Raw genomic sequence first — 19,172 nt, forward strand, 5'->3', positions numbered from 1 at the left:
CTAACCCAAAATTGATTTTCTCAATTCGTGTGTTTACAATCGTGTCTTGTGGTGAAACTATGATATAGTGATGATGTACATAGAATTTTTTAGGAGTGATTGTAATGTCTGAAGCAGCACAAACCCTTGATGGCTGGTATTGCCTTCACGATTTCCGTACTGTCGATTGGACGACGTGGAAAATGCTTTCTAGTGATGAGCGCCAAAGTGCCATTCACGAGTTTTTAAACCTCGTAGAAAAATGGAATAGTACACAAACCCGCAAAGAAGGCAGTCATGCACTTTATAACATTGTTGGTCAAAAAGCCGACTTTATGATGATGATTTTACGTCCTACAATGGAAGAATTAAATGCCATTGAAACAGAATTTAATAAAACCAAATTAGCTGAATACACGATTCCCGTTCATTCATATGTTTCTGTAGTCGAGTTGAGCAATTATTTACCTCAAGGACAGGACCCGTACCAAAGCCCAGAAGTTCTGGCTAGACTTTATCCGATTCTACCAAAAGCAAAATACGTTTGTTTCTATCCAATGGATAAAAAGCGTCAAGGTGAAGATAACTGGTACATGCTTCCGATGGATGAGCGCAAAAAATTGATGCGCAGCCATGGTATGATTGGTCGCGGCTATGCTGGTAAGGTGAAGCAAATCATCACTGGTTCAGTTGGCTTCGATGATTACGAGTGGGGCGTAACGTTATTCTCTGAAGATGTTCTTCAGTTTAAAAAGCTTGTATACGAAATGCGTTTTGATGAAGTAAGTGCTCGTTACGGTGAATTCGGAGCATTCTTTGTCGGACATATCTTACATGAAGATGCTGTAGCCAAATTTCTTCATATTTAAAACTTATTTACCGGTCTCATAGTCAACAATTGACTATGAGTTTTTTTTTGTCATAACTTCCTCATTTCCTTCATAAATATCTGTTAGTGGGTTTATTACAAGCTATTACAAATTGGGGGGAAAATGCCCAAATGTATATGAATTATGGGAAAAAGCAATGCTATCAATGCTCAGGAGGGAATGCTATGTATCCAAACCAATACCCAGGTTATCAGCCATACCAAGGAGGACAAGGAGGTCAACAACCTTCCTACATGCAACAACCACAATTTAATTTTCCACCGCCACAGACTGGTGGAATGATGCCACTACAGGGTGGAATGATGCCTCCAGGAACAGGTCAAACACCAACAGCATCACCACAAACGGGGGCGCAGGTTCCAGGTATGCTACCGATTGAAGAATCTTACATTGAAAATATTCTTCGCTTAAACAAAGGAAAGTTAGTAACGGTTTATGCTACGTTTGAAAATAACTCTCAGTGGAATGCGAAAATTTTTAAAGGGATAATCGAAGCTGCAGGAAGAGACCATTTAATTTTGAGCGATCCACAAACTGGTCAACGTGTCCTATTACCAATGCTATACTTAGATTATGTGACGTTTGATGAAGAAATTGAATATGAATATCCATTTGCGGCAGGTGGCCCTAGCTTAAGCAACTTCCCACCACGATAACTAAGAAGGACTAAATCGCTATGATTTAGTCCTTTTTGTATCTCTTTTCCACCCATAAAAAGACATCCACAATCACTTTTGCCAAAATGATCACGATAGTGTAAGAAATAAAAAGGTGTAAATAATTTATTTCCTTAAACATTCTAAACATACCCATTCCAACAAGCATAGGTTTAAAGCCAAATGAAATAATAGCTGCAACGATAATTGTATAAACGTAGTAGTTTTTTTTGTGATTTAACGTATATTGGTATACTAGAATAAAAATTATAGGAATCAAACTAGTATCTAATGCTAGTCCAGGGAGGATTGGGAATATCGGGAATGGGTAGTTCCAGTACCCCATATTTCTCCCATATGCGTCGGTATAGGCAAATAACATGTGAAAACTATACCCATAAAAACCGAGAAAGAACAATTTACTCTTATCTATTTTAAAGAACAAAATGATTAAAGGTACAACAAGAAAGGTAACCATCAACCAAAATTCGAAGGAAAGATAGATCTCATTATCTTTCCAATAACTAATTAATGCATGATGAGCCTCCTCATTTAATTTTACCGTTTTATCAAATTCCTTTACTAAACCCTTTGACAAATGTAATCATTCCTTTAATTAACTTAATACTTTATTTTAACCTCATTATGATTTGCATATCCTAAATTTATACAAAGAAAAAGTCTGGCGAATTAGTGCCAGACTTGTGTTTTATAAATATTTAACTGCAACTATTATTAAAAGGATCCAAGCAGCTAAAAAAGCTACTCCTCCTAAAGGTGTTACTGCTCCCAAAATACTAATCTTCGTTACACTCAAAACATACAAGCTGCCCGAAAATAAGATTATTCCAATAAACATTAACCAACCTGACCATGATAATAGCGAGTTAGCAGGTAATTTCCCAAGAAGCACTGCAATAATCAATAATCCTGTAGCATGGAACATCTGGTACGTAACCCCAGTTTTCCACGTTTCTAAATACTTCGGCTCGAGCTTTCCTTCTAATCCATGTGCCCCAAAAGCCCCTAACGCAACAGCTAAAAAGGCATTTATCGCTCCTAAAATAAGAAATATTTTCATCCCTTAATCCCCCTTTTTAAAAATCAAATAACGATTCTCCATTCGCTTCCTCTTCTTCAAGCTTTTTAACGGTAAGCGATGCAGGTGTAATGGTTTGAATTTGTGGTTGTAAAGCTACAACCTCTGGCAAACCTCGAACCGATCCCGACTCTGTATCGTCCAAAATAAGCTCACAAAGTATTTTTATTGAATGAACGTTTTCTCGTAATTTCGCTGTCCCTTCAGCCTGCTTCGCTTTATGTAATTCGCTTTCCATTTTCTTCAGTAGCTGTTCCACAGAAATCGACATAATCCTCATTCCCTCATCTTTACTCTCCTATTATTTAACCACAACCATAGCCAATTCTCCAACATTCAAAACCAAGCTGTAAAATCATGTCTGTAGAAAACTGTCCTAATATCAATGTTTCACGTGAAACATGTCGAAATATAAAGAGCGGAAGCACCTTGTTCAAGAAAAAAAGGTTCTATTTTCCCCTCGAGGGGGCTAGGCGCTGGAGCTGGATTGCGCAAAAAACAAAACGAGACAACCCTAATGGTTGCCTCGCCTACTCTCCTACCCTAATATCCGCTGATAAATCGCCTTTGCCTGTGTTAAATCCTTTGTCCCATGTATTAATGCTCGACCGTCATTAAAAATAACGAGACGGTTTTCCTCCCACTCTACTGAAACGAGATAGGGATTTCCTTTTACTTCATAGCCAAGATGTTTTAGTTTCTCAGCTAATTCACTCAATACCAAATTTTGAACCTTTGGAGGCCGAACTTGAACCGTATCTCGACCACAAAGAACAGTTGTCTTCGTATGATTTTCTACATCTAAATACGGGTACGTAGGATTCTCTCCACAGGAAAGACATGTTGCCCTTTTGGCTTTCCCCATCTTCATCGTCGAATATTGATTTCTCCAGACGTCAAAGCTGACAAACGATGTTCTTACCGCGTCCCAATCCTCGACCAATATTTTCAGCGCTTCTGCTGTTTGATGGGCAATCACCATTTGCACGTTTGGGCCGATAATTCCATTTGTATCACAGGTCATCCCTTGCATCGGAATCGCTTGTAGTAAACAATTTAAGCATGGCGTTTTCCCTGGTAAAATGGTAAAGCTCATCCCAAAGCTACCGACACATGCACCATAAATCCATGGGAGCTGGTATTTTTGCGAAATATCATTGATCATCATTCGCGTTTCAAAATTATCGGTAGCATCAATGATTAAATCCACATCGCCTACCAAATCCTGCAGCATTTCAATATTTGCATCACCGATAATTGGCCGAATCTCAACAGAAGAATCAATCGCATGTAATCTTTTATAGGCTGCAGCTGCTTTCGGCAGTTTTTCCAAAACATCCTCTTCCGTATATAATTGCTGACGTTGAAGATTGCTAGCTTCGACATAATCGCGATCAATAATGGTCAATCTACCTATGCCTGCCCGAGTGAGTACCTCCGCATTCGCCGACCCAAGTGCACCAGCGCCAATTAACAGTACATGCTTGGAACGTATTTTCCTTTGTCCTTCTTTACCGATTGGCTGAAAAAGTTCTTGTCTTGAATGTCGATCATGCATGTTTTAGAACCTCCCCGCAATCAGCCACCACTTACCGGTGGAATAAAAGCAATCGTGTCGCCTTCTTGAATTACCTCATCGTCTGTAGCAAACTCTTCATTAATAGCCGTCATGACCGTATCAAAATTTTGCAGACCAAATTGCTCGCTGATTAATTCCTTTAAATCGGCAACCGTTTTTCCAGAAGCCGCAAATTCAACTGACTCTACTCCAGCACTATCACGTAAATGAGCAAAAAATAAAACTTTATTCACCCAAATCCCCCTCCTCTGGTTTTCCACTTGGATAGGCAACAGTCTCTAGCTGATTTCCAATCCATTCTTGACCATCTTCCCAATGCTCTTTTTTCCAAATTGGAACAATTTCCTTGATTCGTTCAATCGCATAGCGGTTTGCCTCATAGGCATCTGCACGGTGTGGTGTCGAAACGGCAATAACGACGGCAATATCGGTAATATCTAGCTTCCCAACGCGGTGAGTGATGGCAACCTTCGAGCCTGGCCAACGTTCTTCTATTTCCGTGCCAATTTGTGCTAGTTTTTTAACCGCCATCGGCTCATAGGCTTCATACACCAAATATAGCGTCTTTTTTCCATGGGTCAGTTCTCTGACGGTGCCAATAAACGTCGTAATCGCACCCGCTTCACGTTGAATCACTTTATCGATAACCGATTGAGTATTAATCGGATCCTTTGCTATTTCAAAAAATTTCATCTATTCCACCTCGGGTTTACTAGTAATCACTAACGGTGTTGGATTTTCGACAACTGCGTAGCCGCCTATTTTTTCAACATCTGCCTTAAAGGAGGCGGATTGAATCACTTCAATTAAGTTCTTCCCTTGCTCACTCTCAAAAAAGGCTTTGGTCATCACTAAATCATAGTCTTCATCAGCTATAGGTACGAACTCTAATTCCATTGCCTTTGCAGCCGGAAAAATCCCTAGACCTACTGCATTATTGTTTGATTTAACTTCAGCTGCCACACTTAAATGAGAGAACATTTCGCGCTGATACCCAACAATTTCACTAGTATTTACATTTGATTCTCTTAATAATTTATCAAACAGAACTCGTGTCCCTGCGCCTTTTTGACGATTGACAAAATCACACTTTTTCTCAGCAATATCTTGAACAGATTCGATGTTTAATGGATTTCCTTTTGGTAGAAACCAACCTTGCTTTCTTTTTAAAAAGGGATAAAGAACGATGTCCTGACCCGCTAAAAATCGTTTCACATAAGTAGTATTGTACTCACCCGTTTCCGGATCTAGTAAATGGACACCTGCTACATGGGCTTCCCCTTTTTTAATGGCCATTAAGCCAGCCATACTACCGACATGAGACGATATAATTTTACGATAAAGATTTCTTTTCTTTAATTGGACAGAAAGTAAATCAATCGTTAAATCATGACTTCCGTTAAACACGATGGCTTGACTAATTTCTTCTAGAGGTCTCATTAATTCGACTTCCACTACGTCACCTTGCTCTAAACCACTAATTTCCGGAGGAATGACGAGTAACCCATCGGCACGAACGAGCGACATCGTTACACCAGCCGCTCTCGTTAGCGGATTCGCAACGTATGTACCCTCAACAAAGCCAATATTCATGCGGATAAAATCCTCTGCCCCCATCGTTGACACAATCCGTCGACCAAGCTTCACCTGTAAGGTTGGCCGTTTCGGAACAGGGGTATGAGAATACTCGCAAATGAGTGGTCGAACAAACCACTCTAACGCTAAATAGGCAGAGACTGGATAACCTGGAACTCCAATGACAATCGTTCCATTGATTTTCCCTAAAATAACAGGCTTTCCAGGTCGTGTGGCAACCCCATGTGTGAAAACATCACCAAGCTCCTCGATAATATGGACGGTATAATCCTTCGATCCTGCTGAGGATCCCGCATTAATCACAACAATATCCGATTCTTCTGTTGCTTTTAAAAGCGCTTCGCGAATTTTCTCTGGCTCATCCACAACGATTCCTGTAAGGTTTGGTTCCCCACCCCAATCAAGGACGTAATTCGCAAACACACTACCATTAAATTCAATCAATCGACCAGGAGCCAGCTGCTCGTGTGGCTGAACCAGTTCATTCCCAGTTGGGATAATCGTCACGACAGGCTTTTTCCAAACAGGAACTTGTAACGTCTTTGAAGCCAATAACGCACCGATATCAACCGGACGAATTGTATGCCCCGGCGGGAACAGCATTTCCTCTTGAACGATATCCTCGCCAATCGGGCGGATATGCTGCCAAGGGGACGCAGGCTCAATAATTTCGAGCGTATCTTCATCAATTTCTTCTATATTTTCAATCATAATGACGGCATTATAAGGACCTGGAACCGCATGTCCCGTGTCCACATAAATAAAATTTTCATTTCGTTTTAGCTGAATCGGATTTTTTTCATGAGCGTGAAAGGTCTTTTCCGCTATTACAGCAATTCCATCCATCGCTGAAGCATGATAATGAGGCATGGAAACTTTGGCAAAAATCGGTTCCGCTGTAATTCGACCTAAAGCGGACGTACTGTCCACCCACTCCACTTTTCGCACAGGAGCATAATGGGTAAGAATTTCACTAAGAGCTTCTTGCCGCGGTTTATCCTGTAAGTAAATCTTGCGCTTATATGTGGTTCTTCCCATTTTTATCACCCCTTATTAAATAATCGAACTAACACTTGATCTCCCTTTTGCACGCCCTCATTTGGCGCAGGCACCTCTACTAAGCCTTCACTTTTGACAAAGGTAGAGATGAGGCTGGATTTCCCAAATATCGGCTCTGCATACCATTCACCAAGTTCTTGAAAAAGTCTTACCCGAATATAATCGGTACGACCCGGTGCAGAAGGAATATTTTTCGTGATCCGTGCTTTGGCTAATTGTTTTTCTTCCTGACTATACCCTTGAATTTCGTTTAAAATCGGGCGAGCAAATAATTGAAAAATAACCATCGCAGAAGCAGGATGTCCTGGTAAACCAATAATCGGCTTTCCATCGGCAACCGCTAAGATTGTTGGTTTGCCTGGTTTAATCGAAATTCCATGGACAAAAACGCCTGGTTTTCCTAAAGATTCAATCACATTCACCGAATAATCCTTCGTTCCAACCGAACTCCCGCCAGAAAGAATTAAACAATCGACTTTTTCTAACAGGGCTTTTGAGCGTTTCGCAAGCTCCTGCTCATCGTCCTGCACAATTCCATCATGGATGAACTCATAGCCCCATTCCATCACCATTGCGCCAATCGTCATCCCATTCATATCGCGAATTTCACCTAAGGCAGGCTTGACTGTTTCAATCGGAACAATTTCATCTCCAGTCGAGATATACCCAACAACTGGTTTTCGATAAACAGAAACCTCGATAATCCCTTGAGACGCCAAAGCACCAAGCTCCTGCGGTCGCAATCTCGTGCCCTTTGTTAATAAAATCTCACCCTCAACCAAGTCCTCACCAATTGAAATGACATTTTCACCTGGAGCAATCTGCTTAAACACATTTAGCAAGCCGTTTAAGTCCTCACAATGTTCCACCATGACAATGGAATCACTAGCTTCCGGCACCATTCCACCTGTTGGAACGTACATCGCTTCTCCAAAGGAAAGATCACATGGAGGTGTTTTTCCCATCTTCACCTCACCTGTAACCGTTAAAAAACCTGGCATACTTTCGGAAGTACCAAAGGTATCACTTGCTTTTACCGCATATCCATCCACAGCTGACCTGCGGAAATTCGGAACGTTTTCTTTTATATAAATATCTTCAGCTAAAACGAAATGAAGCGCTTCATAAAGCGATTTTTTAACAATCGGTAAAATCGGCTTTATCTGCTGTTTAATTAATTGGTAAGTTTCCTCAACCGTCTTTACCTTAAAAAATTCCATCCGCTAAACATCCTTTCCCCAAAAGTAAAGAGACTTGCGCTAGCTCTTAGCCCATTTTTTTGCAAACTCATACTCTTCCGGATGATTCATATTGAAGAAGATTTGTTCAAGACTTTCTTTTGTAAAGGTTTGTAAATCTTCTTCTGTCATATAAAGAACATTTAGATTATCTAGCAAATGAATCATACGGAGGCTATTATTTTCTAAGCAGCTTTTAATCTCTTCGGCGACTTTTTTTCGATAAACGGCAAAAAGTGGATGCTTCGTTCCACCGATTATCGGTACAACGGCATCATACTCTCTTAAGTTTTCGACAAGAATGGTCCCTAATCCTGCTGAAACAAATGGCATATCACAGGCAACTACGAGATTTACTTCATAACTTGATGCCAATAAACCTGCATGAATCCCTGCTAGCGGCCCTTTTCCAGGGTAATGATCACTAACCATTTTCATCTTTAAAAAATCGTACACCTCAGGATGATTGGTTACTAGAATCATTTCATCAAAATTCTTAACCAATTCATCCTTGATTCTTTCAATGTTCGGCTTTTCAGAGATTGGGAGGAGGGCTTTATTCGTGCCCATTCGACTTGACTGCCCACCTGATAAAATAATAGCTCCTACGATCATTCATGACACCTTCTTCATTCTTTTTCAAAAAAAGTTCTATTTCTTTATTTCACCCATTACCATGTAGCCATTCTCTTGTGCAATATAATCGAGATGAATTGTCTTTAAATCTAACATTTCAGGGGAAGGCTTTGTTATAAACTGTCTTGTATCAATAATCTTAGTATACCCTTTACATTCATCGCAAACATGAATTTGCTCTGTCGGTTTCCCTTCGACGGTTAAATACTTCATTTTCTCGTAATCTTCATTTCCACAATGTGAGCATGACAATTTCTTTTCCGGCCAATTTGCATGGCAACGTGGACAGTAAAGGATCTTCTGACCCTTCCCTTCTAGTTGACCAAGACGGACAGGTTCACCGCATACTGGACAGCCACAGCCTGCTACTGCCTGGCTAATTTTGCTTTGCGTTTTTTCAGAGAGTAATTGTAAATAAGGACGAAACAGCGTCTCGGCTAGAAATGGTGGAATCCATTCGTCTAGTACATTCTCTTCAGCAAATTTCTTAAAATAGAGGTGATTAAAAGAAAAGGCTTCCTCCATCCATACCTTAGCCGTTTCTTCATCTATTAATTCAATAACCCTATTCAATTGACTTTCAAGGTCAGCATTTTGACTCATTAATAGCTGTTTTAGCTCATCTACCCACTGTACGAATAGTGGAAATTTTACGTCAAAATTCGTTAAGGCAACTAAAGGCACCCCTGTTTTCATAGCTTCTGAATCCAAACGAAAATCGATGGAATCTGGATTCAGGTTCTGTTTCCACTGTTCTTGAAGTTTCATGATTTCTTCCTGTAGCTTCTGATACTCGTTCGATACGACTGATGTTTTCATCAATAAAACTCCTCTTTATAGGAATGGCTGTCTGAACTCATACATACAGACAGCCATCCAATATATTTTTGACTTTCATTAACTTAGGAAAGGCACTAAATCATCGTTAAGCCGTTTTGTCTGCTGACTTTTTATCTCCATCTTCATCAATCTCACCTTTTGCTACTAGCTCGTCATACCAATCACGGTAATGTCCCTTCGCAAATTCAGCATCGACATCCCCTTTAATCACACCGCGGAAGGCTGGAGTCGAACCAGGATGAAGTACACTCAGGTAAATATGTCCTACTACCACTGCGATAGCAAGCCCAAAGCCGATATTATGAAGGAGATATCCCCATTGAACGACAGTATCAGGGAAGTATTCTGGAAACCACATTGTAAACCCTGAGAAAATAATTAATACTGCTGTGAAAATTTGAATCCATGAGTTAATTTTTTCTCCTGCATTAAAGAAGCCTTGTTTTGGCATTTTTGCTTTCATCCCAAAGAATTCCTTAGGAAACTCTTTAAAGAAATCAACATCACGTTTTTTCCAAGTCACTAATTCCTTCAGCCAGAATAAGAACCCTTTTGGATCAAAGATTATATAGATTAACGTTGGTAGTACAAATGTTACCGCAAAGATACGATGTAAAAGTCTAGCACCCGCTGGACCACCAAATACGGGGTATAACCAATCAAAGAACTCCGTGTACATCGGTAGGGCTGTAATATATAGAGCAAAGAAGGAGAGAGCATTAATGGCATGAGCCCAAATAAACGCCTTTGAAAAACGCTTTACATACTTTTTTGGTTTCTGTTGCTTACTCATCACTATCGCCTCCTTCTTCATCCTGCCCATGATCGTGACCACCCTTATTGAAGAGCTTATTGGAAACGAAACCAGCCATTACGGCCATTGTTGTCGCTCCAAGCATCAGCTTACCAATCGGTTGTGCATAATCTTTCCAAATTACTGCTGAGGTTGGAACCTTTGGCTTTTCAGGTAACCCATAAACACTCGGCTTTTCGGCCAACACATAAATGGTATGTGTTCCACCAACTCCAGCAGGATTATAAATATTGGCATTCGGAAATTTTTCTTTAATTTCACTTAAACGCTTTTCAGCTAATGTAAGCATGTCTTCCTTATTACCAAATTGCATCGCACCTGGATGACAAGTAACAACACAAGCTGGTTGCATACCTTCCTCCAGACGATCGGTACACATCGTACATTTTTGTGCTTTTCGGTATTCCTTGCCATTTTTATCTTTATAGGTGGCTAGAGATATCACGTCAAACGGACAGTTTTGAACACAATACCCGCAGCCGACACATTTGTCATTGTTAATGACTACTGAACCAAAATCTGTATAGCTAATCGCATCTTCAGGACAAACCTTTTCACAAGCAGCATCTGTACAATGGAAGCAAGAAGAATGACGGAATAAATATTCTAGGTCACCCTTGCTGTTTTCATGTTCGATAAAATTCAAGACATTCCACGTATTTGCAGTCACCTTTGCATGAGACTGCAAGCTCCCTTGGAACTCTTCTGGTTCTGCGGGAAGGTCGTTCCAGTTTTTACACGCTACCATACATGCCCGACAGCCATCACATTTTGTAACATCCACATATTTGATATATTCTTTTGCCATCCTTAAGCCCTCCTAACATCGCAAAGAAATGCTTTATATTCAGGGATGTTCGTATTGGCGTCCCCAATATGCGGTGTTAAGTGGTTTGCGCTACCACCTGTTGCAATCCCCTTATATCCAAAGTGCCAAGGCATTCCGACTTGGTGAACCACTTTTCCTTGAATTTTGAAAGGCTTAAAGCGTTTTGTGATCATCGCATACGCTTCTATATTTCCACGTGCTGATGTTATCACGACTTTATCTTTATTTTTAATGCCTTTTTCCTTCGCAAGCTCCTCGCTTATTTCCACAAACATATATGCAACTAGCTCTGATAACCATGGTAGATTACGAGTCATCGCTCCAGCCTGCCAATGCTCAGAGACACGGTACGTAGTGGCGATAATCGGATAATCCTTTGCACTACCTTGTGTCATAAACTCCTCAACACCAAACTTCGTAGCTGGGTTCAGCTGCACACTAGAGAAGGCATTGGTTACTGGACTTTCATATGGTTCATAGTGTTCTGGGAATGGACCTTCATTCATCACACCAAACAATCCGCCAAGACCTGTAGGAAGCATAAAGAAAGCACTTAAGCCACCTTCATCTTTCGGTGCCCGGTCCTTCGTAAAGTCAGGCACATCGTTTCCAACCCATAAATTTTGGGCAGCATCCCACTGAATTCCTACGCGATCCTTTGACCACGGCTTACCATCTGGAGTAGCGGAAGCGCGATTGCCAAGAATGCGTCGGTTTGCTGGCCAAGCAAAGGACCAGTTCAAGTAGTTCCCCATACCTGTATCTTTATTATCACGGCGTTTGGAATGGTTTTTGCCTTCTTCTGGATAGAAGCCGCAATAAATCCAGTTACCACTACAAGTAGAGCCGTCATCTAATAAATCTTTGAAACCAGCAATCTGTGTTTTCGTTTTCGTGTCATAGCCATTTATTTCTCGGCACACTAGGTCAATATCAGGATGTTCACCGTGACCATAATTCCAGTCAAGAGCTTTCACAGCCGCTGCCGCTGGATGACTACTATTTTTGTATAACTCTTTTTGACGAAGAGCTAACATATGAATGATTTCTAAATCGCCTTTTGATTTTCCTTTTGGTGCAATGGCCTGCCAGCGATATTGCATCCAACGACCACTATTCGATACGGACCCTTCTTTTTCAAAGGAAGAGCAAGCTGGTAGGAAAAATACTTCTGTATCAATTTCAGCTGGATTCGCACCTGCTTCTTTTTGCCAGAAAGCAGAGGATTCTGTTTCCCAAAGATCAATTGCGACCATCCATTTTAACTTACTCAACGCTTCTTTTTCTTTACCAGCATTCGGTCCACCGACCACTGGATTTGTACCAAACATGAATAAGCCTTCAATTTCCCCTTTGTACATCGAATCAAATACTCTCATATGGGAATAATCTTTCTTCGGTGTCAACTTCGGCATATATTGATAGCCAAATTCATTGGTAGCCGTTGCGGAATTGCCATAATACGCCTTCAACATACTTGTGTAGAATTTAGGTTTATTCGTCCAGTAACCTGCTTTTGGTGTTACTTTTTCTAAAAAGCCTTTATACGTCGCTTCTTCAGGCGTCGAGGTTGGCGTTTCCATATAACCTGTTACGTTATTATAAAGTAAGCCAAAGTCAGTTGAGCCTTGAACGTTTGATTCGCCACGCATGGCGTTAATTCCGCCACCCTGTAACCCGATATTACCTAAAAGTAGCTGAAGAATTCCGAATGCACGTACGTTTTGAGAACCTACAGTATGCTGAGTTGTCCCCATTGCATACATGATCGTACCTGCTTTACCAGGTTTTCCTGTTTCCGCAAACATTTCAATTACTTTTACATAAGCATCCTTAGGCGTACCTGTTACTTCTACAACCGTATCAATGTCATATCTAGAGAAATGTTTTTTCATCAGCTGGAAAACACAATTTGGATCTTGTAATGTGTTATCTCTTACATATTTATCATTTTCATCTTTTTTAAAGCCCCATAGTGTTTTATCATAGCTTCTTGTCTTTTCATCATAGCCACCGAAAATTCCATCGTCGAAGCTATACGTATCGTTTACAATTAGCGCTGCATTTGTATAATTTTTTACATATTCTTCGTGATAAAGTTTGTTTTCAAGGATATAGTTAATCATTCCACCAACAAAGGCAATATCAGAGCCGGAACGAAGTGGTGCATAAAGATCTGCTTGACTTGAGGTCCGAGTAAATCTCGGGTCAACGCTAATAATCTTACCGCCTTTTTCTTTTGCTTTTGTTAACCATCTAAAGCTAATCGGATGATTTTCAGCTGGGTTACCACCCATAATTAACGCACAATCGGTATGCTGTAAATCAATCCAGTGATTTGTCATTGCTCCACGACCAAGTGTAGGTGCCAGACCGGCAACCGTTGAACTGTGTCATATTCGAGCCTGATGTTCAATATAGGTTAAGCCTAGACCTGCACGCATTAGCTTACTTAATAAGTAAACCTCCTCATTATCTAGTGCTGCTCCACCCATACACGCAATTGATTCAACCTTATTAACCGTGATACCGTTTTCCTTTTGGATGAAAGTACGATCACGAGTGTCCTTCATTTTTTCAGAGATTCGGTTCATGGCCCAATCCCAATCTACTACTTCCCACTTAGCACTTCCTGGAGCTCGATACAACGGAGTTTCAACCCGCTTATCAGAAGTGTATACTTGGCGGACAGTCGTCCCTTTACTACATAAAGTTCCTTCATTTATCGGATTATCAGGATCTCCCTCTGTGTATACAACATCCTTACCATCTGAATAAACGAGAATCCCGCAGCCTACCCCACAATAAGGACAAATGGTTGGTGTTGGTTTTAATTGTGAAATTTTAAAGTCTTTCGCACTAGCTTTAGCTTTTTTGTCATCGAATCCAAGCTCGATGACAGCTAATGTTGCCGCAGTAGCGCCAGATAATTTTAAAAACTGCCTTCTAGTAAAATCCATTTGTTCTCCTCCTCCACTAAAGATGAATAGTACATATTAAAAATCCTATTAGGAATAGGATTAGCCCCCCATAGTTGATTCCTTTTGAACATCATTGATGACGCGGCCAAACGAAGTATAAGGAATAACCATCTTCCCTCTTAAATAGCCAATCACTTCGATGTTTAAATATTTTGCTAGCTGTAGAGCTTGCCTCGTTGCTGCTGTTCTTGAAGCTACAACAGCAAAACCAAACTTTGCCGCTTTCGAGATCATCTCGTATGAAATTCTCCCCGTTGTCATCAACACAAGATCCTCACGGTGTAATCGCTTTCTCAAAGCATGGCCGATAATCTTATCGACCGCATTATGTCGACCTACGTCTTCACGAACAGTGATTTTTCCATTTTCATCTATGATACAAGCACCATGCATTCCGCCAGTTTCCAAATACATCGGTGACTGATTCGCAAACTCACTTCTCTTTTTTAATAAGTAGCTTAATAGATACGGCTGCTTTTTTGTCGTCACCTTATCGAACGTCTTCACATCCGTCATTGAAAAAAAAGTAACCCCTCGCCCACAACCAGCTGTGTAATGCTTTTTCTTCGATTGGAGCTTTTCAAAATCAAACTCCTCAGTAAGGGTAACCTGTATGGAACCTAGGTCTTCATCTATTCGAATAGTGGCAATGTCATCAGCCGATTGGATCATACCTTCAGAAAATAAATATCCATACACCCAATCCTCTAAATCTGCCTTCGTTAACTGGAAAACGGCAATCTCATATCCGTTCAGCGTAAGCGTTATTGGATACTCTTCAGGACAGCCCTTTTGATACATGCACTTCGCCCCCTCTCCTTGGCGCTAACCATTATTACTAGTAATCTCGAAAATAGTATATTTACTATTTTTCTGGTGAATATGTTAAATAAGGTTTTACATTATAAATGTATAATGAATTAACGAGTAAAAGAGGGTCTGATTGTGACGAATGCTTTTCAATTATGTGTCATAAACATGAATGTTTTGTGAATGGATAACATTATCACTGTGGCAATATTACTAATGCAGGTTTCAGCCCTATTTTTAGCTAAAATAGCATTATCCTAGTACAATTAGTTCAAATCATACTAATTTTGATGATTCTTCGGCAGTAATTTAAGTCACAACAAACGGATCCATTGACTATTGTTCACAAAGGCTTAACATTTTTGTGAATTTGATGGTTTTAGCTTGAAGGAGCCTTCAATTTGGCTTTTCTTTAACTTTTTTTGTAAAATGGAGAAATACATAGTTTGATGAAGGAGGAAAAACTGTGGAAATAGTCAATATAGAGCTTGCTCAACAAGCACTCAACCAATTTTCAAACGAACAAGTTTACGTGCATTTAGAAACAACAAACGGTGCTTACGCTACCCACAATGATGAAAACTTTTTCTCCTCAGGAGCGTTTATTCGAAATGCTCATGTTAGCTTTGAGCATGGAAAAATTACCGGTCCCGGACCTTATCGTGTCGGTATTAAACTCCCAATAGGATGGATATATGCAGAGGGAATTACCCATTATACAGTCGATGAAAGAGGACGACTTCTTTTAGCCGGCCATGATTTTAAAGGAAAGCTCGCCGTGGCTCTTGAGATAAGCCGTACCCCATTTGAATAGGAGGAGTTCGCTAATGGAAAAAGAAAGACATGTTCTCGTTGTTTTCCCACATCCAGATGATGAGGCCTTTGGCGTTTCAGGGACAATCGCTACCTATATAGGTATGGGCACTCCGGTTACATATGCCTGCCTCACCCTTGGAGAAATGGGCCGAAATATGGGAAACCCGATTTTCGCCAATCGTGAAACACTACCAATTGTTCGTAAAAAAGAACTTCAGGATGCAGCAGCTGCCCTTGGAATTACTGATTTGCGGATGATGGGTCTTCGTGATAAAACCGTTGAATTTGAGGAAGAGGAAAAGCTAGTTGGGATGATGACCTCGTTGCTTGAAGAGCTTAATCCTTCATTGGTGATTACATTTTATCCAGGGTATTCAGTGCATCCTGATCACGAGGCTACTGGGCGTGCGGTTGTAGAAGCCGTTTCACGTATTGCAGAGGACGAGAGGCCAAAGCTCCACTGTGTTGCTTTTTCAAAAGGACATGAGGACGTTATCGGAAAACCCGACGTCGTGAACCGAATCACTGATGTTTTAACAAAAAAAATGGCCGCATTGCGTGCCCACCGCTCCCAAACCGAGCAAATGGCAAGCGAATTAGAAGCAAAACTAGAAAGCGGTGACGAACAAATTGTAAATTGGATCCAAAACGAGCGGTTTTGGACTTATAAGTTCTAGAAAGATTGTAGCCCGGCGAAAAACACGCCGGGTTTTTGGATTTTTTGGCTGTGGGGCTGAGTATTGCTACTTAAATCGTTCGCCAATTACCATTTTTCGGTAAAAACGCTTGGTTTTTCAATATAAAGTGTCTGCTTTCTTCATTTTTAACTGTATGTAAAATTAATTCCGACTTTTTGAAGGTGAATTCCGACTATTAGCCAGTTTATTCCGACTGTTTTCTTAATAATTCCGACCGAATCATGAGTTATTCCGACTTTTTCACTTTTCTGACACATTATTTACATTTTCGCCCAGAACCTCCACGTCGTTTATCTGCAAATCTACTATTAAAAGCCAATTCCTTTTTCCAATTAAACTAACACCCCAAAAGAGGTAATATTAAAAAAATAGGCTGGCCCGCAAATAGGGTCAACCTCCTAAAACTCTATCAGAATACTTACTTAGTCAAATTTTATGATAGGCTCTATCCTTTGTTGAACCTGAAGATGGTAACTCTAATTCCCGAAGCTTTTTTGTTGCCATATCAGGATTTTCAAGATGAACCCACTTCCGAAACTCGACATTGGTAATCTTCGGGCTAATTAAAAGAAAATGGTCAGTAACCGCACCAAAATGGGCATCTTTAAAGCTTTTCTTACACTTAGGACAATACCATTTTCCTCTCTGATAGGTTAGTGGGAGAAATTCGCATTCTGGACAGTGGACACCTGTTAACAGCTCCGATATGGATATACCATATTGTTGGAGAACTTCTGAAGGTTGAAGAGGGGTATGAGCTTTCAAAAGGGCTTTTGCTATCTTACGTAATTCTTTGTCAGTCATGAGTTCTTTTTTATATTGTTCTTCTAGGTTATCAATCTCCCAAGTCAATCCTGCGTTTGCACAGATCTTTTTAGCAACAGGATGCCCATTCTGAATAATATGAAACACTGCATTCGGATTGGTTATTGCCACTAAGTAGTCGATAAAGATAGTTGGAAATTTATGCTTGAGTAACCATTGCCTTAATTGCTGCATATGCAGCCTAGCTTGTGAAACAGGGTCAGCAAAACTTTCTTTATTACCATCAGCGTTTAATCGGTAGAATTGATGATTGACTAGATCAAAATAGAGGGAGCCAGTGATATTTTTGGATTCAATTATGAGGATGAAACTTGTAGATAGAATGAGAGCATCAATTTGAAAAAACGTGCCGTCGCCATTTGGAAGGCGAAGATCACGGATAATCAAGTATTTATCCTGGTCGATTCTTTTTAATTTCTTGTCCACTTCCCTTTCGCCCCATAAACCTGCCTTCCGCCGATTAAGCTCCTGCTCGATTAGGGGCCTTTTAGCGTGAAATTTAACAATTCTCCTTAATAACGCGATTACCTGATCAATTTTTATCGGACCTGTTCGGTCATTTAAAAACAAAACTATCACCTCTTTTTTATGTTTAATAGTTATATTCCAGAATAGTAGATAGTTTCCTATCAAAAAATGTTACAATTCTAAGAAATCTTTTATGCAGATATCTTCATCCGGCACTTTATACGAAAAAAACCAAGCTAAATTACCTCATTTTTAGTTTTTTGTTTCCCATTTGAAATAATTCCGACTTTTTGATTACGAATTCCGACTTTCAAAGTGTTTTTTCCGACCCTTTTCTTAATAATTCCGACCAAATTACGAGTAATTCCGTCTTTTTCACATCCCTGACACACTTTTTATATTTATTAACAAACCCAATCGCCCGCATCCCCATTCTAATTCCCAAAACAAAAAAAGGCCGACCCACTCTCCCCCTAGGTCGCCCTTCAAAATTCAATACCCCGGCTTGATCAACGAGCAAAACAAACACCAATCTAAAATAACAATCTTCCGCTCTCGTAAATCAATAAATCCATCCTTCTTCAGCTTCGAAAACACCCGGCTTACGCTCTCTCGTGAAACGCCGACTACGGTTGCAAACTCCTGCACATTTAGAGGAATTTCAATATTGTAACGTACAAAGCCCTCGCTCTTAAATTTCAACCCTAGGCGTTCTAATGACTTCACGGTTTTCGTGTACACATCCAATAACGCAATATCTCTTAACGTAGAAGTTAGCTCCTGCAGTCCTTCGCTCATGTATCGAATCATTTGAATCGCGAGCTCTGGCTGTCGTAATAATTCTTCTTCTAGGTCCCTCTTATTTAAAAAAGCAAGTTCTCCTTCTGCCAGCATCACCGCAGTCGCAGGGTACATCGTGCTCACTTGATTAAATAGACAAGCCTCAGCAAAGATTTCCCCTTTTTTCTTGATGCAAACGATCATTTCGTTGCCTTGTTCGTCTTGTTTTGTTAGCTTGACAGAGCCTGAAAAAACAAAGAAGACGCCCTCGGCCTCCGTTTCTTCTAAAATGATTCGTTGTCCTTTTTTATATTTAATCATTTGTATTCTTCTTGCTACTCCTGAAAGAACGGTACTAGGCAGATGTTTAAAAATCTCTACCTTTCGGATTAATGGCTCTATCTCTGAAAATGCAATAATCGATAAATGCGGATTAATTAATTCCTGCTGATACATGCGCTCACCTCTCCTTGACATTTCCTTTTGAAATCATTTTAACGAACAACTACTATCCCTGTAGTGATATTGTTCACAAAAAATACATATCCGCATGAAAAATTCCAACTTCACAATTTTTTC

At 40.2% G+C, this 19,172-nt stretch carries 20 protein-coding genes; 4 read left to right on the top strand and 16 right to left on the bottom strand.

Annotated features, from left to right (window positions below; translation table 11 throughout):
• Window positions 1-104 precede the first annotated feature (104 nt).
• Window positions 105-848, top strand: a complete 744-nt coding sequence (gene hemQ, locus LRP83_RS02085; RefSeq protein WP_230495006.1) for a hydrogen peroxide-dependent heme synthase — start codon at window positions 105-107, stop codon at window positions 846-848.
• A 185-nt stretch (window positions 849-1,033) separates the two neighbouring features.
• On the top strand, window positions 1,034-1,525 hold the full coding sequence (gene gerQ / locus LRP83_RS02090; RefSeq protein ID WP_230495007.1) for a spore coat protein GerQ: 492 nt from the start codon (window positions 1,034-1,036) through the stop codon (window positions 1,523-1,525).
• Between the two features lie 25 nt (window positions 1,526-1,550).
• Here the strand turns inward: gerQ and LRP83_RS02095 are convergent, their stop codons facing one another.
• The 14 genes from LRP83_RS02095 to fdhD form a co-directional block, all read right to left on the bottom strand.
• Window positions 1,551-2,123: a hypothetical protein gene (locus LRP83_RS02095; protein ID WP_230495008.1), complete on the bottom strand. Its 573-nt coding sequence runs from the start codon at window positions 2,121-2,123 to the stop codon at window positions 1,551-1,553.
• A 111-nt stretch (window positions 2,124-2,234) separates the two neighbouring features.
• Window positions 2,235-2,606, bottom strand: coding sequence for a DUF423 domain-containing protein (locus LRP83_RS02100; protein WP_230495009.1), 372 nt, complete (start codon window positions 2,604-2,606; stop codon window positions 2,235-2,237).
• A 16-nt stretch (window positions 2,607-2,622) separates the two neighbouring features.
• A complete protein-coding gene (locus LRP83_RS02105) occupies window positions 2,623-2,895 on the bottom strand; it encodes a YwdI family protein (protein ID WP_230495010.1) in 273 nt (90 codons plus the stop codon).
• 267 nt (window positions 2,896-3,162) lie between these two features.
• Complete coding sequence (locus LRP83_RS02110) at window positions 3,163-4,182, bottom strand: thiazole biosynthesis adenylyltransferase ThiF (RefSeq protein WP_230495011.1); 1,020 nt, start codon at window positions 4,180-4,182, stop codon at window positions 3,163-3,165.
• 20 nt (window positions 4,183-4,202) lie between these two features.
• Complete coding sequence (moaD, locus tag LRP83_RS02115) at window positions 4,203-4,436, bottom strand: molybdopterin converting factor subunit 1 (protein ID WP_230495012.1); 234 nt, start codon at window positions 4,434-4,436, stop codon at window positions 4,203-4,205.
• The gene (locus tag LRP83_RS02120; RefSeq protein ID WP_230495013.1) at window positions 4,429-4,896 is read right to left on the bottom strand and encodes a molybdenum cofactor biosynthesis protein MoaE; all 468 of its coding nucleotides are present in this window, start codon (window positions 4,894-4,896) and stop codon (window positions 4,429-4,431) included. The genes moaD and LRP83_RS02120 overlap by 8 nt, the downstream gene beginning before the upstream one ends.
• Entirely contained in the window at window positions 4,897-6,837 is a 1,941-nt protein-coding gene (locus tag LRP83_RS02125; RefSeq protein ID WP_230495014.1) for a molybdopterin biosynthesis protein, read from the bottom strand.
• A 5-nt stretch (window positions 6,838-6,842) separates the two neighbouring features.
• Entirely contained in the window at window positions 6,843-8,078 is a 1,236-nt protein-coding gene (locus LRP83_RS02130; RefSeq protein ID WP_230495015.1) for a molybdopterin molybdotransferase MoeA, read from the bottom strand.
• Window positions 8,079-8,117: 39 nt separating this feature from the next.
• Window positions 8,118-8,711, bottom strand: coding sequence for a molybdenum cofactor guanylyltransferase (gene mobA, locus LRP83_RS02135; protein ID WP_230495016.1), 594 nt, complete (start codon window positions 8,709-8,711; stop codon window positions 8,118-8,120).
• Between the two features lie 36 nt (window positions 8,712-8,747).
• Window positions 8,748-9,551: a formate dehydrogenase accessory protein FdhE gene (locus tag LRP83_RS02140; protein ID WP_230495017.1), complete on the bottom strand. Its 804-nt coding sequence runs from the start codon at window positions 9,549-9,551 to the stop codon at window positions 8,748-8,750.
• Between the two features lie 106 nt (window positions 9,552-9,657).
• Window positions 9,658-10,365 (bottom strand): formate dehydrogenase subunit gamma, encoded by a 708-nt coding sequence (locus tag LRP83_RS02145; RefSeq protein ID WP_230495018.1) that lies wholly within the window; start codon window positions 10,363-10,365, stop codon window positions 9,658-9,660.
• Complete coding sequence (locus LRP83_RS02150) at window positions 10,358-11,194, bottom strand: 4Fe-4S dicluster domain-containing protein (protein ID WP_230495019.1); 837 nt, start codon at window positions 11,192-11,194, stop codon at window positions 10,358-10,360. The genes LRP83_RS02145 and LRP83_RS02150 overlap by 8 nt, the downstream gene beginning before the upstream one ends.
• A 2-nt stretch (window positions 11,195-11,196) precedes the next feature.
• Window positions 11,197-14,175 carry a formate dehydrogenase-N subunit alpha gene (fdnG, locus tag LRP83_RS02155; protein WP_230495090.1) on the bottom strand — a complete coding sequence of 993 codons (2,979 nt, stop codon included), beginning with the start codon at window positions 14,173-14,175 and terminating at the stop codon, window positions 11,197-11,199.
• Between the two features lie 60 nt (window positions 14,176-14,235).
• Window positions 14,236-14,997, bottom strand: coding sequence for a formate dehydrogenase accessory sulfurtransferase FdhD (fdhD, locus tag LRP83_RS02160; protein ID WP_230495020.1), 762 nt, complete (start codon window positions 14,995-14,997; stop codon window positions 14,236-14,238).
• Between the two features lie 475 nt (window positions 14,998-15,472).
• Between fdhD and LRP83_RS02165 the strand changes: the two genes are divergently transcribed.
• Window positions 15,473-15,820: a YojF family protein gene (locus LRP83_RS02165; RefSeq protein ID WP_230495021.1), complete on the top strand. Its 348-nt coding sequence runs from the start codon at window positions 15,473-15,475 to the stop codon at window positions 15,818-15,820.
• A 13-nt stretch (window positions 15,821-15,833) separates the two neighbouring features.
• Window positions 15,834-16,499, top strand: coding sequence for a bacillithiol biosynthesis deacetylase BshB2 (gene bshB2 / locus LRP83_RS02170; protein WP_230495022.1), 666 nt, complete (start codon window positions 15,834-15,836; stop codon window positions 16,497-16,499).
• A gap of 447 nt (window positions 16,500-16,946) precedes the next feature.
• Here the strand turns inward: bshB2 and LRP83_RS02175 are convergent, their stop codons facing one another.
• Both LRP83_RS02175 and LRP83_RS02180 read right to left on the bottom strand, forming a co-directional pair.
• A complete protein-coding gene (locus LRP83_RS02175; protein WP_230495023.1) occupies window positions 16,947-17,915 on the bottom strand; it encodes an NERD domain-containing protein in 969 nt (322 codons plus the stop codon).
• A 390-nt stretch (window positions 17,916-18,305) separates the two neighbouring features.
• The gene (locus LRP83_RS02180; protein WP_230495024.1) at window positions 18,306-19,070 is read right to left on the bottom strand and encodes a Crp/Fnr family transcriptional regulator; all 765 of its coding nucleotides are present in this window, start codon (window positions 19,068-19,070) and stop codon (window positions 18,306-18,308) included.
• Window positions 19,071-19,172: the final 102 nt, after the last annotated feature.

It is taken from the genome of Pseudoneobacillus rhizosphaerae, assembly GCF_917563885.1.
GTDB lineage: Bacteria > Bacillota > Bacilli > Bacillales > Cytobacillaceae > Pseudoneobacillus > Pseudoneobacillus rhizosphaerae.

Bases quoted from the DNA above. Each gene is read 5' to 3' on its own strand.
- hemQ (WP_230495006.1), top strand. From the start codon at position 105: ATGTCTGAAGCAGCACAAACCCTTGATGGCTGGTATTGCCTTCACGAT.
- gerQ (WP_230495007.1), top strand. From the start codon at position 1,034: ATGTATCCAAACCAATACCCAGGTTATCAGCCATACCAAGGAGGACAA.
- LRP83_RS02100 (WP_230495009.1), bottom strand. From the start codon at position 2,606: ATGAAAATATTTCTTATTTTAGGAGCGATAAATGCCTTTTTAGCTGTT.
- LRP83_RS02105 (WP_230495010.1), bottom strand. From the start codon at position 2,895: ATGTCGATTTCTGTGGAACAGCTACTGAAGAAAATGGAAAGCGAATTA.
- LRP83_RS02110 (WP_230495011.1), bottom strand. From the start codon at position 4,182: ATGCATGATCGACATTCAAGACAAGAACTTTTTCAGCCAATCGGTAAA.
- LRP83_RS02120 (WP_230495013.1), bottom strand. From the start codon at position 4,896: ATGAAATTTTTTGAAATAGCAAAGGATCCGATTAATACTCAATCGGTT.
- LRP83_RS02125 (WP_230495014.1), bottom strand. From the start codon at position 6,837: ATGGGAAGAACCACATATAAGCGCAAGATTTACTTACAGGATAAACCG.
- LRP83_RS02130 (WP_230495015.1), bottom strand. From the start codon at position 8,078: ATGGAATTTTTTAAGGTAAAGACGGTTGAGGAAACTTACCAATTAATT.
- mobA (WP_230495016.1), bottom strand. From the start codon at position 8,711: ATGATCGTAGGAGCTATTATTTTATCAGGTGGGCAGTCAAGTCGAATG.
- LRP83_RS02140 (WP_230495017.1), bottom strand. From the start codon at position 9,551: ATGAAAACATCAGTCGTATCGAACGAGTATCAGAAGCTACAGGAAGAA.
- LRP83_RS02145 (WP_230495018.1), bottom strand. From the start codon at position 10,365: ATGAGTAAGCAACAGAAACCAAAAAAGTATGTAAAGCGTTTTTCAAAG.
- LRP83_RS02150 (WP_230495019.1), bottom strand. From the start codon at position 11,194: ATGGCAAAAGAATATATCAAATATGTGGATGTTACAAAATGTGATGGC.
- fdhD (WP_230495020.1), bottom strand. From the start codon at position 14,997: ATGTATCAAAAGGGCTGTCCTGAAGAGTATCCAATAACGCTTACGCTG.
- bshB2 (WP_230495022.1), top strand. From the start codon at position 15,834: ATGGAAAAAGAAAGACATGTTCTCGTTGTTTTCCCACATCCAGATGAT.
- LRP83_RS02180 (WP_230495024.1), bottom strand. From the start codon at position 19,070: ATGTCAAGGAGAGGTGAGCGCATGTATCAGCAGGAATTAATTAATCCG.